Source organism: Plantibacter cousiniae (nom. nud.) (genome assembly GCF_977070315.1).
On the sequence record NZ_CDRVEU010000007.1, the window covers coordinates 188793 to 203560 of the forward strand.

At 61.7% G+C, this 14768-nt stretch carries 11 protein-coding genes; 1 reads left to right on the top strand and 10 read right to left on the bottom strand.

Annotation, left to right across the window (positions count from 1 at the left end):
• Window positions 1-9: 9 nt before the first annotated feature.
• Window positions 10-456: a Cd(II)/Pb(II)-responsive transcriptional regulator gene (cadR, locus tag ACW55A_RS15430; protein WP_010434512.1), complete on the bottom strand. Its 447-nt coding sequence runs from the start codon at window positions 454-456 to the stop codon at window positions 10-12.
• 86 nt (window positions 457-542) lie between these two features.
• Here cadR and ACW55A_RS15435 point away from each other — a divergent pair, with 86 nt between their 5' ends.
• Window positions 543-2801, top strand: coding sequence for a heavy metal translocating P-type ATPase (locus tag ACW55A_RS15435; protein WP_498811419.1), 2259 nt, complete (start codon window positions 543-545; stop codon window positions 2799-2801).
• A 157-nt stretch (window positions 2802-2958) separates the two neighbouring features.
• On the opposite strand, the gene hutG is transcribed toward ACW55A_RS15435, so the two are convergent.
• The 9 genes from hutG to hutU form a co-directional block, all read right to left on the bottom strand.
• Complete coding sequence (gene hutG / locus ACW55A_RS15440) at window positions 2959-3759, bottom strand: N-formylglutamate deformylase (protein WP_455808571.1); 801 nt, start codon at window positions 3757-3759, stop codon at window positions 2959-2961.
• An 11-nt stretch (window positions 3760-3770) separates the two neighbouring features.
• Window positions 3771-4976: an imidazolonepropionase gene (hutI, locus tag ACW55A_RS15445; RefSeq protein ID WP_455808572.1), complete on the bottom strand. Its 1206-nt coding sequence runs from the start codon at window positions 4974-4976 to the stop codon at window positions 3771-3773.
• Window positions 4977-4991: 15 nt separating this feature from the next.
• The gene (locus ACW55A_RS15450) at window positions 4992-6368 is read right to left on the bottom strand and encodes an amino acid permease (protein ID WP_003432387.1); all 1377 of its coding nucleotides are present in this window, start codon (window positions 6366-6368) and stop codon (window positions 4992-4994) included.
• Window positions 6369-6470: 102 nt separating this feature from the next.
• A complete protein-coding gene (gene hutH / locus ACW55A_RS15455) occupies window positions 6471-8018 on the bottom strand; it encodes a histidine ammonia-lyase (RefSeq protein ID WP_103736221.1) in 1548 nt (515 codons plus the stop codon).
• 54 nt (window positions 8019-8072) lie between these two features.
• Window positions 8073-9614 carry an HAL/PAL/TAL family ammonia-lyase gene (locus ACW55A_RS15460; protein WP_065348863.1) on the bottom strand — a complete coding sequence of 514 codons (1542 nt, stop codon included), beginning with the start codon at window positions 9612-9614 and terminating at the stop codon, window positions 8073-8075.
• A gap of 12 nt (window positions 9615-9626) precedes the next feature.
• Window positions 9627-10457, bottom strand: coding sequence for a quaternary amine ABC transporter ATP-binding protein (locus ACW55A_RS15465; RefSeq protein ID WP_003432397.1), 831 nt, complete (start codon window positions 10455-10457; stop codon window positions 9627-9629).
• Complete coding sequence (locus tag ACW55A_RS15470; protein ID WP_003343849.1) at window positions 10454-11305, bottom strand: ABC transporter permease; 852 nt, start codon at window positions 11303-11305, stop codon at window positions 10454-10456. Before ACW55A_RS15470 ends, ACW55A_RS15465 begins: the two co-directional genes overlap by 4 nt.
• A gap of 73 nt (window positions 11306-11378) precedes the next feature.
• Window positions 11379-12347 (bottom strand): ABC transporter substrate-binding protein, encoded by a 969-nt coding sequence (locus ACW55A_RS15475; RefSeq protein WP_003432399.1) that lies wholly within the window; start codon window positions 12345-12347, stop codon window positions 11379-11381.
• A gap of 113 nt (window positions 12348-12460) precedes the next feature.
• Window positions 12461-14158 carry a urocanate hydratase gene (hutU, locus tag ACW55A_RS15480; RefSeq protein ID WP_455808574.1) on the bottom strand — a complete coding sequence of 566 codons (1698 nt, stop codon included), beginning with the start codon at window positions 14156-14158 and terminating at the stop codon, window positions 12461-12463.
• Window positions 14159-14768: the final 610 nt, after the last annotated feature.

A 14768-nucleotide genomic window follows, 5' to 3' on the forward strand; every position in this document is an offset into this window, starting at 1 on the left:
AAACCCCTCTCAATGCCCATGACTCCTCCCCACATGTGAAGGCTCGCCCTCTGGCGCTGCCACAGCCCCCGTCACTTCCAGCCTCTCCAGTATCGCGCAATGTTCTGTCGTGCCATCGCTGCAGCGGCGGCGCAGGTCGAGCAGTTGTTCCTGGAGCGCTTGCAGGCTTGCGACGCGGGCGTTGACGTGTTCGATGTGTTCGTCGATCAGAGCGTTGACGTTTTCGCACTGGTCCTGCGGGCTGTCGCGCAGGTTGAGCAGGTTGCGGATTTCTTCGAGGGTCATGTCCAGGCTGCGACAATTGCGGATGAACGACAGGCGCTCCATGTGCGCCTGGGTATACAGCCGGTAATTGCCGTCACTGCGGGCGGGGGCGGGCAGCAGGCCTTCGCGCTCGTAATAACGGATGGTTTCGACCTGGGTGTCGGTCAGTTTTGCCAGTTCGCCGATTTTCATGTGGACTCATCTCGTTTGAGTGCTTGACCCTATAGTGGCTACAGGGTGTTCACTTGGCAACAAGCAGAATCCTGGAGCCACAACGAATGGGCACGACGATCAAGAATTCCCCCGCACATGACCACGATCACGACCATGATCACGGCGAGCACGCGCACGAGCAGAAGCCCGTGGAGCATGCCCATTCGTGCTGCTCCAGCGATGCACAGCCCGCTGTAGTGACCTTTGGCGAAGCGTCTGCAGCGGGTGGTCGTCTGAGCAGCTTCCGTATCGAGGCGATGGATTGCCCCACCGAGCAGACGCTGATCCAGAACAAGCTGGGCAAGCTGGCCGGTGTGCAGAAGCTGGAATTCAACCTGATCAACCGCATGCTGGGGGTCTGGCACGACCTGCCGTCCACCGACCCGATTCGTGAGGCTATCAGTTCACTGGGCATGCAGGCCGAGCCGGTCGAGGAAGGTGCAGCATCTGCCGAACCGGTGCCGGTGGTGAAGAAACACTGGTGGCCGCTGGTGTTGTCCGGCGTTGCGGCGCTGGGCGCAGAAGTGGTCCATTTTGCTTCACTCGGCCCGACCTGGGTGGTTGCTTTGCTGGCGCTGGTGTCGATCTTCAGTTGCGGGCTGACGACCTACAAGAAGGGCTGGATCGCACTCAAGAACTTCAACCTGAACATCAATGCGCTGATGAGCATCGCGGTGACCGGCGCCATTCTGATCGGTCAGTGGCCGGAAGCGGCAATGGTGATGTTCCTGTTTACCATCGCCGAGTTGATCGAAGCCAAGTCACTGGACCGCGCGCGCAATGCGATCAGTGGCCTGATGCAACTGACGCCTGAGCTTGCCACCGTCAAGCAGGCGGATGGCAGCTGGCAGGAAATCGAAGCCAAAAACGTCGAACTGGAGGCTATCGTCCGGATCAAGCCGGGCGAGCGTGTCGGGCTCGACGGTGAAGTGGTGTCCGGCAGCTCGACGATCGATCAGGCATCGATTACCGGTGAAAGCCTGCCGGTGGAAAAGACTGTCGGCGACAAGGTTTTCGCGGGCACCATCAACCAGGCCGGTTCGCTGGAGTATCGCGTCACCGCCGCCGCAAACAACTCGACGCTGGCGCGCATCATTCATGCGGTAGAAGCGGCTCAGGGTTCGCGTGCGCCGACCCAGCGCTTTGTCGACAGCTTTTCGCGCATTTATACGCCGGTGGTGTTCGTCGTTGCGTTGGCATTGGCGTTGGTCGCGCCGCTGTTCTTCGGCGGCGAATGGTATGACTGGATCTACCGGGCGCTGGTGCTGCTGGTGGTGGCCTGCCCATGTGCGCTGGTGATTTCCACGCCGGTGACCATCGTCAGCGGTCTGGCAGCGGCGGCGCGCAAGGGGATTTTGATCAAGGGTGGCGTTTATCTGGAAATAGGCGAGAAGCTCGATTACCTGGCCCTGGATAAAACCGGCACGCTGACCCACGGCAAGCCGGTGCAGACTGATTATGTGCCATTGAACCCTGCTGTTGCCGACAGTGCCCCGGTGATTGCCGCGAGCCTTGCCGGGCGTTCAGATCACCCGGTTTCCCAGGCGATTGCCAAGGCCGCCGATGGCAGCCTGACGCTGCATGAAGTCAGCGCGTTCGAGGCGCTGGGTGGGCGGGGTGTGAAAGGCGAGATCAACGGCCAGATGTATCACCTGGGCAACCATCGCCTGGTGGAGGAGCTGGGCCTGTGTTCGCCGGAGCTGGAAGCCAGGCTCGATGTGCTGGAAATGCAGGGCAAGACCGTGGTGCTGTTGCTCGATGCCTCTGGCCCGATCGCGCTGTTTGCCGTCGCCGATACGGTGAAGGAGACCAGCCGTGAAGCCATTGCCCAGTTGCACGAGCTGGGCATCAAGACGGTCATGCTGACCGGTGATAACCCGCACACCGCCAAGGCGATTGCCGATCAGGTAGGCATCGATGAAGCGCAGGGTAATCTGCTGCCTGCCGACAAGCTCAGTGCGATCGAGGCGCTTTACGGCCGTAATCACCGGGTAGGCATGGTGGGCGATGGTATCAATGATGCGCCTGCGCTGGCCCGTGCGGAGATCGGTTTCGCGATGGCCGCTGCAGGCACCGATACGGCCATCGAGACAGCAGATGTCGCCCTGATGGACGATGATCTGCGCAAGATTCCAACATTCATTGCGCTTTCACGCCGAACATCGGCGGTGCTGAAACAGAACATCGTGCTGGCCATTGTGACCAAGGTGCTGTTCATCGGCATCACCTTCGCGGGCCTGGCGACCATGTGGATGGCGGTGTTTGCCGACATGGGCGTGAGCCTGCTTGTGGTGTTCAACGGTTTGCGCTTGCTCAAGAAGTGATCAGTCGGCAACGTTGAAGGGCGGACGCGGAGCGTCCGGAACGGCATTCCCACGCGGAGCATGGGAACGATAATCGTGGCCACCGGTTCCGACCACTGGCTATCGCTCCCACGCTCCGCGTGGTAGCGCCTTTCTGGACGCTCGGCGTCCGCCTTCATCAGCCAAGGCGCTCCTGCCCCCAGGCGATGAAGGTTTCCAGCAGTGGCTTGAGCACGGCGCGGGTCGGCTCGGCCAGGTCCGGGCGGTAGTGGAAGGGCACGAATTCGTCCATGTAGGTGCTTTGCGCCAGCTCCAGCTGTACCGCGTGGATGTTGTTGGCCGGGTTGCCGTAGTGGCGGGTGATGTGGCCGCCCTTGAAGCGCCCGTTCAACACATGGCTGTAGTCCTTGGCCGCTGCGCAGACCTGCTCCAGTCGGCTGGCCAGTTCCGGGTCGCAGCTCAGACCATTGAAGGTGCCCAGGTTGAAGTCCGGCAGGCGGCCGTCGAACAGGTGCGGGATGTGGCCGCGAATCGAGTGGGCGTCGAACAGCAGCGCATAGCCGAACTCGTCACGCATGCGCTGCAGTTCCTGCTCCAGCGTCTGGTGATACGGCGTCCAGATCTGTTGCAGATACCGCGCTCGTTCCTCGGCGCTGGGCGTCTGGCCGTCCTTGAACAGTGGCACGCCATCGAACAGGATCGACGGAAACAGGCCGGTGGTCGCACCGGCGTACATGGGCTTGTCGTCAGACGGCCTGTTGAGGTCGATGACAAAGCGCGAGTATTCGGCGGCCAGGGTGCTGGCGCCCATTTCAGCGGCGAAGTCATACAAACGCGGAATGTGCCAGTCGGTATCCGGCAGGCTCAAGGCTTCGTCCACCAGCGCGGCTTCGACCACCGGGGTCAGTTTCAGACCGGCATGCGGCATGCTGATCAGCAGCGGAATACGGCCATGCTTGAATGTCAGAACGTTATCCACAGGGCTCTCCTTCAGATCGATGATTCGACGCCGTGGCGCACGATACGTTTGTCCAGATCGCCGCCCAGCCAGTAGGCCAGATCAGCCGGCCGTTCAATGTTCCAGGCGATGAAATCCGCCACCTTGCCGACCTCCAGCGAGCCGTGGGTCGCGCTCATGCCCAACGCCCTGGCGGCATTGAACGTCACCCCCGCCAGTGCTTCTTCGGGCGTCATGCGAAACAGCGTGCAGGCCATGTTCAGCATCAGGCGCAATGACAGGCCCGGCGAGGTGCCAGGGTTGAGGTCTGTGGAAATCGCAATTGGCACGCCGTGCTTGCGCAGCGCGTCCATCGGCGGCAGTTGCGTTTCACGCAGGAAGTAAAACGCCCCCGGTAGCAGCACCGCGACGGTTCCGGCAGCCGCCATGGCGATGGCGTCGTCCTCGGTCATGAACTCCAGATGATCCGCCGACAGCGCCTTGTAGCGCGCGGCCAGGCTCGATCCACCCAATGACGACAGCTGCTCGGCATGCAGTTTGACCGGCAGTGCCAACTGCCCTGCGGTGATAAACACCTGCTCGACCTGCGCAGGTGAAAACGCCAGGTATTCACAGAAAGCATCCACCGCATCGACCAGCCCTTCGGCTGCCAGCGCCGGGAGCATGTCGTTGCAGATGTGGTTGATGTAATCGTCGGCGCGATCGGCGTATTCCGGTGGCAGCGCATGGGCGGCCAGGCAGGTGGCACGCACGGTAACTGACTGGGTGTTGCCCAGACGACGAATCACCCGCAGGATCTTGCGCTCGTTTTCCAGGTCCAGCCCGTAGCCCGACTTCATCTCGACGGTCGTGACGCCGTCCTTGAGCAAGTGCCGCAAGCGGCGCTCGGCACTGGCGTACAGCTCATCTTCACTGGCGGCGCGAGTCGCACGCACCGTGCTGGCAATACCGCCGCCCGCTGCCGCTATTTCTGCGTAGCTGACGCCCTGCAGACGCTGTTCGAACTCGCCGCTGCGGTTGCCGCCGAACACCGTATGGGTGTGACAGTCGATCAGGCCGGGCGTGACCCATGCACCGCCCAGATCGATGCAGTTGTCATGTTCCGGCTCGGCCAGCTCGGCCTGAGGCCCGATCCACTCGATGAGCGCTCCGGAGGTCACGATGGCGGCATGCTCGATGATCGAGTATTTGCCGTGCGCCATGCTTGCGATGTGACAGTTTTTCCAGAGCGTTTTCATTCCAGGCCTCGTTGATCAATGAGTGTTGTTGAGCGCCTTGGGCTTGACCCACACAGCGTAGGCGATGAGCAGCAGCACGATCCAGATTGCGCCGACGATCAAGGCTGCACGGTTGTCCGGGAAATAGCCCAGCACGCCGAAGATGAACAGCATGAAGGCGATGGCGGCCGCAGGCCCGTAAGGCCAGAACGGCACGGCGAATTTCAGCTGTGCCGCTTCCTCGCGGTGCATCGAGCGGCGCATGGCGACCTGCGTCAGCAGAATCATCAGCCAGACCCACACGGTGGCGAAGGTGGCCAGCGACGCGATCAGCAGGAACACATCCTTGGGGATCAGGTAGTTGAGCAGCACGCCGCCCAGCAATGCGATGCCCATGACCAGCACGGTCATCCACGGCACGCCATGGCGTGAAACGCGGGCAAAACTGGCGGGCGCCTGACCATCACGGGCCAGGCCATACATCATGCGGCCTGCGCCGAAGATGTCGCTGTTGATGGCCGATACGGCCGCCGAGATCACCACGATGTTGAGGATGGTCGCCGCCGAAGCGATACCCAGGTTGTCGAAAATCTGCACGAACGGGCTGCCCTGCGTGCCGATCTGCGGCCACGGGTAGATGCACATCAGCACAAACAGTGTCAGCACGTAGAACAGCAGAATGCGCAGCGGTACGGCATTGATCGCCTGCGGCAGGCTGCGTTGCGGGTCCTTCGCTTCGCCTGCGGTAATGCCGATGATTTCAATACCGCCGAAGGCAAACATCACCACCGCGAACGAGGCGATCAGACCGGTGACACCGTTGGGCATGAAGCCGCCGTGTGCCCACAGGTTGCTGATGCCGATTTCGGTGCCGCTGGTCGAGCTGCCGATACCGAAGATCATGATGCCGAAGCCTGCAACGATCATCGCCACGATGGCGCTGACCTTGAGGATCGACAGCCAGAACTCGGTTTCACCAAAGACTTTTACGTTGCACAGGTTGAGCGCGCCGATCAGAAAGACGATGCCCAGCACCCAGATCCAGCGGGGTACTTCCGGAAACCAGAAGCCCATGTAGATGCCGAATGCGGTCACGTCGGCGAGGCAGACGATGATCATTTCGAACGCGTAGGTCCAGCCGAGCACGAAGCCGGCCAGCGGGCCCATGTAGCGCGTGGCGTAATGGCTGAACGAACCGGACACCGGGTCGTGGACCGCCATTTCGCCGAGCGCGCGCATCACCATGTACACCGCCGCGCCGCCGATCAGGTACGCCAGCAGTACGGCAGGCCCGGCCTGTTGAATCGCCGAGGCCGAGCCGTAGAACAACCCTGTGCCGATGGCAGAGCCCAGGGCCATGAAGCGGATGTGGCGGGCGGATAACCCGCGTTTCAAACCATCTTGTGACGTCATTTCAGGTCCATTTCATTACAGGTATGGCAAAAGCCGCGAGAACGCCTGCATCCGGCCTCCCGCAGCGATGACCAAAGCGAGCCCTGCCAGGCTCGCGGTGCATCACAGACTGGGTAGCAGACGTGCAGGAACCAACGGGTTCAGGCAAGTGGAGGACAACAGCTGACTGGCAGCTTCGATGTCCGGTGCAAAAAAGCGGTCCTTTTCATAGAACGGGACCTTGCTGCGCAACAGGCTGCGGGCTTGCTCCAGCTTCGGAGAGGTTTTCAGACCCTCACGCAAGTCCAGACCCTGGCAGGCAGCCAACCATTCTACGGCAAGAATCCCGCGAACGTTTTCTGCCATTTCCCATAAGCGCTTGCCGGCGGCCGGGGCCATCGACACATGGTCTTCCTGATTGGCCGAGGTCGGCAGGCTGTCGACACTGTGCGGATGGGCCAATGCCTTGTTTTCACTGGCCAGCGCGGCGGCGGTCACCTGCGCGATCATGAACCCGGAATTGACGCCGCCGTTGGCCACCAGGAAGGGCGGCAGCTGCGACATGTGCTTGTCCATCATCAGCGAAATGCGACGTTCGCTGAGCGAGCCGATCTCGGCAATGGCCAGCGCGAGGTTGTCCGCCGCCATGGCGACCGGCTCGGCGTGAAAATTACCACCGGATATGACGTCGTTCTCGGCGGCGAACACCAGCGGGTTGTCGGACACCGCGTTGGCTTCGATTTCCAGCACCTCGGCGGCCTGACGCAGTTGGGTCAGACACGCGCCCATGACCTGTGGCTGGCAGCGCAACGAGTAGGGGTCCTGAACCTTGTCGCAGTTGCGGTGCGACTCGGACACGCCGCTGCTTTCGCCCAGCAGGTCACGGTAGCAGGCTGCCGCGTCGATCTGCCCGCGCTGACCGCGTGCGGCATGAATGCGCGCGTCGAAGGGCGAGCGCGAGCCGAGCACGGCTTCAACCGTCAGCGAGCCGCAGGTCAGGGCTGCAGCGAACAGGTCTTCGCCTTCGAACAGGCCGCGCAATGCGTAGGCGGTAGACACTTGCGTACCGTTGAGCAGTGCCAGCCCTTCCTTGGCTGCCAGGGTCAGCGGTTGCAGCCCGGCAGCCGCCAGCGCATCGACGCCGTTCAGCCATTCGCCCTTGTAGCGCGCCTTGCCTTCGCCCAGCAGCACCAGCGACATGTGCGCCAGCGGTGCAAGGTCGCCGGAAGCACCGACCGAGCCCTTGAGCGGAATATGCGGGTAGACCTCGGCATTGATCAGCGCAATCAGGGCGTCGATGACCACTCGCCGAATGCCCGAGAAGCCGCGGCTCAGGCTGTTGACCTTGAGCACCATGATCAGACGCACCAGCTCATCGCTGATCGGCTGACCGACACCGGCCGCATGCGACAGCACCAGCGAACGCTGCAGGTTTTCCAGGTCTTCGCTGGCAATCCGCGTCGAAGCCAGCAGACCGAACCCGGTGTTGATGCCGTAGGCGGTGCGGTTCTCGGCCAGAATGCGCTCGACACAGGCGACGCTGTCGTCGATCTGCTGGTCTGCGCTGCTGTCCAGCGTCAGGCTGACCGGCTGCAGATAAATACCGCGCAGTTGCGCCAGGGTCAGTTTGCCGGGGATCAGGTTCAGCGTCTTGGCAGATAAGGTGGTCACGATGCTGCTACTCCTTGATGAATGTCAGCGACGGCTGGTGGCCATACGCTGTTTTTATAGGCCTGCCGCGTTGTTACGGCAGTGCTGGAAAATCCTTTCCAGCGACGCTTCGTCTTTGATCAGGGCCGCGCTGCTGGCGATGTCCGGAGCCAGCCAGCGGTCTTCGTCGTAGGCCGGGATGCGCTCGCGCAGCAGTCGCCACGCGGCACCGGTGCCCACGCCAAAACCCTGTGTCTTGAGAAATTCGAATGCCTGGGCCGCGAGCAAATACTCGATGGCCAGAATCTGCGTGGTATTGCCCAGCACCTTGTGCAGCTTGAGCGCGGCGCTGGTGCCCAGGCTCAGGTGATCCTCCTGCAGGCCGGAGGTCACGTAGTTGTCGACCACAGCCGGCTGCGCCATCTGGCGGTTTTCCGCGCACAGCGAAGCGGCGACGTACTGGACGATCATCATTCCCGAGTTGACCCCCGGCTGGGTGACCAGAAACGCCGGCAGGCCGCTGACCATCGGGTTGATCAGGCGGTCCAGGCGCCGTTCGGCGATCGAGCCCAGCTCGGCCATCGCCATGCACAGCAGGTCTGCCGCCATGGCCACCGACTGGCCGTGTGGATTGGCCTGGGACACCACTCGGAAAGCGTCGGGCGTGCCGAGCAGCAGCGGGTTATCGGTGACTGAATTGAGCTCGATCTCGACCTGGCGAGTGGCGTGAGCCAACTGGTCGCGGGTGGCGCCATGCACCTGGGGAATCGAACGAATACTCAGCGCATCCTGGGTCCGAATGCCTTCGCTGCTGGCGAGCACTTCGCTGCCTGCCAGTAACGTGCGCAGGTTCTTGCCCACCTGTTGCATGCCCGGATGCGGCTTGAGGGCGAGGATGCTTGCATCGAACGCGTCCAGCTGGCCGCGCAGGGCTTCGAAGCTCATCGCGCCGATCACGTCGGCCCACTGGCTCAGACGCTCGGCGTCGGCGATGGCCAGACAGCTCAGGCCGGTCATGCACGGTGTGCCGTTGACCAGGCACAATCCGTCCTTGGCGCCGAGGATGACCGGAGCCAGACCTTCTTCGTTCAAGGCCTGCTCAGCCGGGACGATCTGCCCGCGATAGCTGACCTGGCCGATGCCCAGCAACGCGACGCCGACGTGCGCCATGTGCGTCAGGTAACCCACCGAGCCCTGCGCCGGTACTTGCGGCGTGATGCCCCGGTTGAGCAGGGCCAGTAGCGCTTCGACCACTTGCCGGTGAATGCCGGACTTGCCCTGACTGTAGTTGAGAATCGCGGCGCAGATGATTGCGCGGGTCTGCTCGTCGGCCAGTGGCGCACCGACGCCGCAGGCATGGCTGAGCAGGGTATTGCGCGACAGGCGACTGAGCTGTTCGCCTTGCAGTGACACATTGCACAGCGCGCCGAGCCCGGTGTTCACGCCATAGGCGCGCTCGCCGCTGACGACGATGCGCTGCACGATGGCCTGAGCGTTGTCGATCCGTGCCCAGGCAGCATCCGACAGGACCAGTCTTGCGCCATGCCGGGCCACGGCGACCACGTCCTGCCAGCCTGCAGGTGCTTCACCGATGACGATCTGTTCTGCTCGCGACATCTGCAACGGTCCTTAAAGGGTGGCTACGCGACGCTGAACGAAACGATCCACGTAATCGTCGGCGGGCGAGTGGAGAATTTCTTTCGGCGTACCGACCTGAATCAATCGACCATCCTTGAGGATCGCGATGCGATTGCCGATGCGCACGGCCTCGTCCAGATCGTGGGTAATGAACACGATGGTCTTGTGCAGGCTGGCTTGCAGCTCCAGCAACTGGTCCTGCATCTCGGCGCGGATCAACGGGTCGAGGGCGCTGAATGCTTCGTCCATCAGAATGATGTCGGTGTCGGCCGCCAGCGCGCGGGCCAGACCCACACGCTGACGCATGCCGCCAGAAAGCTGGTGCGGGTATTTGTTCTCATAGCCCTTGAGGCCTACGGTGGTGATCCAGTGCAGCGCGCGTTCCTGACACAGCGCCTTGCTCTCGCCACGCACGGTCAGGCCGTAGGCCACGTTGGCCAGCACGGTCTTGTGCGGCAGCAGGCCGAAGCTCTGGAACACCATGCTGATCTTGTGCCGGCGGAATTGGCGCAAGGCCTCCATGTCGTAACGCAGGATGTCTTCGCCATCGACCAGAATCTCGCCGCTGGTGGGGTCGATCAGCCGGTTGAAATGACGCACCAGCGTCGATTTTCCCGAGCCGGAGAGGCCCATGATGACGAAGATTTCGCCGCTGCCGATCGACAGCGACAGGTCGTTGACCCCGACCACACAGCCGGTCTGGGCCAGCACCTGGTCCTTGCTCTGGTTTTGCCTGATCAACTCCAGCGCTTCTTTCGAGCGGTTGCCGAAGATCTTGAATACGTTTTTGACGACGATTTTGTTCGGTTCCACGCTGCTCATTTGTGCGCCTCATGCCGTGGGCGGCCATAGGCCTGCGTGATACGGTCGATGACGACCGCCAGAATGACAATGGCCAGGCCCGCTTCCAGCCCGCGCCCGACGTTGAGGGTCTGAATGCCCACCAGCACGTCTTCGCCAAGCCCGCGTGCGCCGATCATCGAGGCGATCACCACCATCGACAGCGCCATCATGGTGGTCTGGTTGATACCGGCCATGATGCTCGGCATCGCCAGCGGCAGTTGCACGCCGAACAGTTGCTGCCAGCGATTGGCGCCGAACGCGTTGATGGCTTCCATCACTTCACCATCCACCTGACGAATGCCCAGATCGGTCAGACGAATCAGCGGCGGTGCGGCGTAAATTACGGTGGCGAAGATCGCCGGCACCTTGCCCAGACCGAACAGCATCAGCACCGGGATCAGGTACACGAAGCTGGGCATGGTCTGCATGATGTCCAGCAGCGGCATCAGCACCGAGCGCAGCCGATTGCTGCGTGCCGAGAGGATGCCCAGCGGAATGCCGATCAGCACCGCGATGATCGTGGCGACCAGCATCAGCGCCAGCGTCTGCATCAGCTTGTCCCACAACCCGACCGCACCGACCAGAAACAGCAGGCCGACGATGACCAGCGTCGTGACGATCTTGCGTGTCGCGTGCCAGGCAATACCGCCGACGATCATCAGCATCAGCCACCACGGCGCCATGCGCAGCAGGCCTTCGAGGTTGACAATGGCCCATAGCAGGGTGTCGGAAATGTGCCGGAACACATCGCCGTACTGCGTGACCAGTGAGTCGACGCCATCGTTGACCCAGTTGGCGATCGAGAAAGTGAAGCTTTCAGGAAACATAAGCGGCTCTCAAATGAGGTGTGTCGGGTCAACGACGGGGCTGTCGAACCTTACAGTCCGACAGCCCGGTCGTTTACAACGAAGCGTCCACCTTCTTCGCGGCGTCTTCGCTGACCCATTTGTGCCAGACTTCGGGGTGCTCTTTCAGGAAAATCTTCGCCAGCTTCGGCGATTCGATGCGTTCCTTGGCCATGCGCCCCAGGTTCTGGTTGAGCAGGTCGATAGGCAGGTTGACCTTTTCCAGGATGGCGACCAGTTCAGGGGCCTCATCGTGGAACACTTTGGACACGCCGACCTTGATATCGATCGTCTTGTTGACCCCGGCTTTCTCTTCCAGACGCACCAGGTCTACCTGACCCATGAGCGGCGTGGGTGACCAATAGTAGGCCAGGATCGGTTCGCCACGTTTGTAGCTGGAGAGAATCGCCGCATCCAGCGCCGGGCCGGTGCCCGGGCGGAAGTTGGTGTATTTGCTTTCCAGGCCGTAGCTCTTGAGCATTTCGCTGTTTTCCAATTCACAGGTCCAACCCGCCGGGCAGTTGTAGAAACGCCCTTTGGATGGCTCTTCCTGATCCTTGAACACGGCTGAATACTGGGCCAGATCGCTGATGGATTTCAGGTTGGGTGCCTTGGCTTCCAGCTTGCGTTTGGCATCGCCTTCGATCACATAGCGCGGCACGTACCAGCCTTCCACTGCGCCGACGATCGGCGCGCCGACACCAACCACTTTCCCGGCAGCGGCGGCCTTGTTCCAGACCTCGCTGCGACCGACCCATTCTTCGGCAAAGATCTGGATATCGTTGGTGCCCAGGGCGTTTTCCATGGCGATGGAATTGCCGGGCAGGGCGTCAACCGTGCAGCCGTAACCCTTGTCCAGAACGACCTGCAGAATGTCGGTCAGCAGCATCGCGCTTTCCCAGTTAAGACCGGCGAATTTCACCGGCTTGCCTGATTCGCACCAGCCGGCAGCCTGACTTGCGCCTGCGCTGGCGAGCAGGCCAGCGGATACCAGGGTGGTCAGCAGGGCCTTTTTCATATTCATTGTCGATGCTCCTAAGCCTGAAATGGATGACGGCAGCTTCAAGTAGGCATCCGGCCCGTGGGCATGCTCATGCCCGTCCCCGACGTGTGCCGGCCTGATGGCCGGCAACGTTGTCAACGTCCGATCATTGGCAGGTTCAAGCCCTGCTCTTTGGCACAATCGATAGCGATGTCGTAACCGGCATCGGCATGACGCATCACCCCGGTGGCCGGGTCGTTGTGCAATACGCGGGCGATACGCTCGGCGGCTTTATCCGTACCGTCGCAGACGATCACCATGCCGGAATGCTGCGAGAAGCCCATGCCGACGCCTCCACCGTGGTGCAGCGAGACCCAGGTCGCACCGCTGGCGGTATTGAGCAGGGCATTGAGCAGCGGCCAGTCGGAGACGGCATCGGAGCCATCGCGCATGGATTCGGTCTCGCGGTTGGGGCTGGCGACCGAGCCGGAGTCCAGGTGGTCGCGGCCGATTACCACCGGTGCCGACAACTCGCCACTGCGGACCATTTCGTTGAAGGCCAGGCCCAGCTTGGCGCGCTGGCCCAGACCGACCCAGCAGATACGCGCTGGCAAGCCCTGAAAGCTGATTCGCTCGCGGGCCATGTCCAGCCAGTTGTGCAGGTGCTCGTCATCCGGGATCAGCTCTTTGACCTTGGCGTCGGTCTTGTAGATGTCCTGCGGATCGCCCGACAGCGCGGCCCAGCGGAACGGCCCGATGCCACGGCAGAACAGCGGACGGATGTAGGCGGGCACGAAACCCGGGAAATCGAAGGCATTGGTGACGCCGACTTCCTTGGCCATCTGGCGAATGTTGTTGCCATAGTCGAAGGTCGGAATGCCGGCTTGCTGGAAGGCGAGCATGGCTTCGACGTGTTCGGCCATCGATTGCTTGGCCGCCTTGACCACACTGGCCGGCTCGCTGACCGAGCGGGCACGGTACTCGTCCCAGGTCCAGCCTTTGGGCAGGTAGCCATTGAGCGGGTCGTGGGCGCTTGTCTGGTCGGTGACCATGTCCGGGCGCACACCGCGACGGACCATTTCCGGCAGGATGTCCGCCGCGTTGCCACACAGGGCGATGGAGATGGCTTTGCCTTCGGCCGTGTATTTCGCGATACGCGCCAGTGCGTCATCGAGATCAGCGGCCTGTTCGTCGACGTAGCGGGTCTTGATGCGGAAATCGATACGGCTCTGCTGGCATTCGATGTTCAGCGAGCAGGCCCCGGCCAGTGTCGCGGCCAGCGGCTGCGCGCCACCCATGCCGCCCAAACCTGCGGTCAACACCCAGCGGCCCTTGAGGTTGCCGTCATAGTGCTGGCGACCGGCTTCGACGAAGGTTTCGTAAGTGCCTTGCACGATGCCCTGGCTGCCGATGTAGATCCAACTGCCGGCGGTCATCTGGCCATACATGGCCAGGCCCTTGGCATCCAGTTCGTTGAAGTGCTCCCAGCTGGCCCAGTGCGGCACCAGGTTGGAGTTGGCGATCAATACGCGCGGGGCGTTGCTGTGGGTCTTGAACACGCCGACCGGCTTGCCGGACTGCACCAGCAGGGTTTCATCATCGTTGAGCTGAGTGAGGCTTTCGACGATCTTGTCGTAGCACTCCCAGTTGCGTGCGGCACGACCGATGCCACCGTAAACCACCAGTTCATTGGGGTTTTCGGCGACTTCCGGGTCGAGGTTGTTCATCAACATGCGCAGCGGTGCTTCGGTCAGCCAGCTCTTGGCGGTCAGTTGAGTACCGCGTGCAGCCCGTACTACACCTTCGCGATGGCGGGTCCAGTCCTGCTTAAGGTCTTGATTATTCTCGGTCACAAAAAAATCCTCGGCGATCAATTCGAACCAGCCCGATGAAGGGCGAGCAGCGCCTGGCGAAGCAGGCCTATTCAGTTGGGTAGAAGACAGAGTGTTCAGCCTGTCTCTACTTGTACATACAAGCATATGCAATCAAAAGACCAACTTTGTGCTGTCGCTGTTTTTTGCCCATCGAATCTATCTGCAGGGCTATATTTATGCGGGCCTGGTGCTTTTGATCAGCAAAGGGGCATTTCTCCGAAAAGGGCTGGACGTTGTTACCTGAATGACTTTTTGCGCAGTTTTGGGGCAACAGGTAACAGATTGGTGCGGGGAATGTGTGCGCCGCATTCGGGCCGGGAATGAACTGCCGCTGGGTGTTTGCAAGCAGCGCATTTGGCGGGCTGCAAATGGCCTCTTTAGCATGGGAACGAACCCCCTCAAGCATGCGTCATACCCAGGCCTGAGCCAGCATTCACCGGCCTGCGATTAGGTCTCGCGGGTGTTTTCGTGTTTAAATTGAACGCTCGTTCAAGTTAAACCGGTGGTTCGCTGCCCGCTCACAACAGGAGGCTTACCCTTGCCGTATCCGCTTTTTGCAGTTGGTTTTATCAGTCCGGAGGCACTCAAC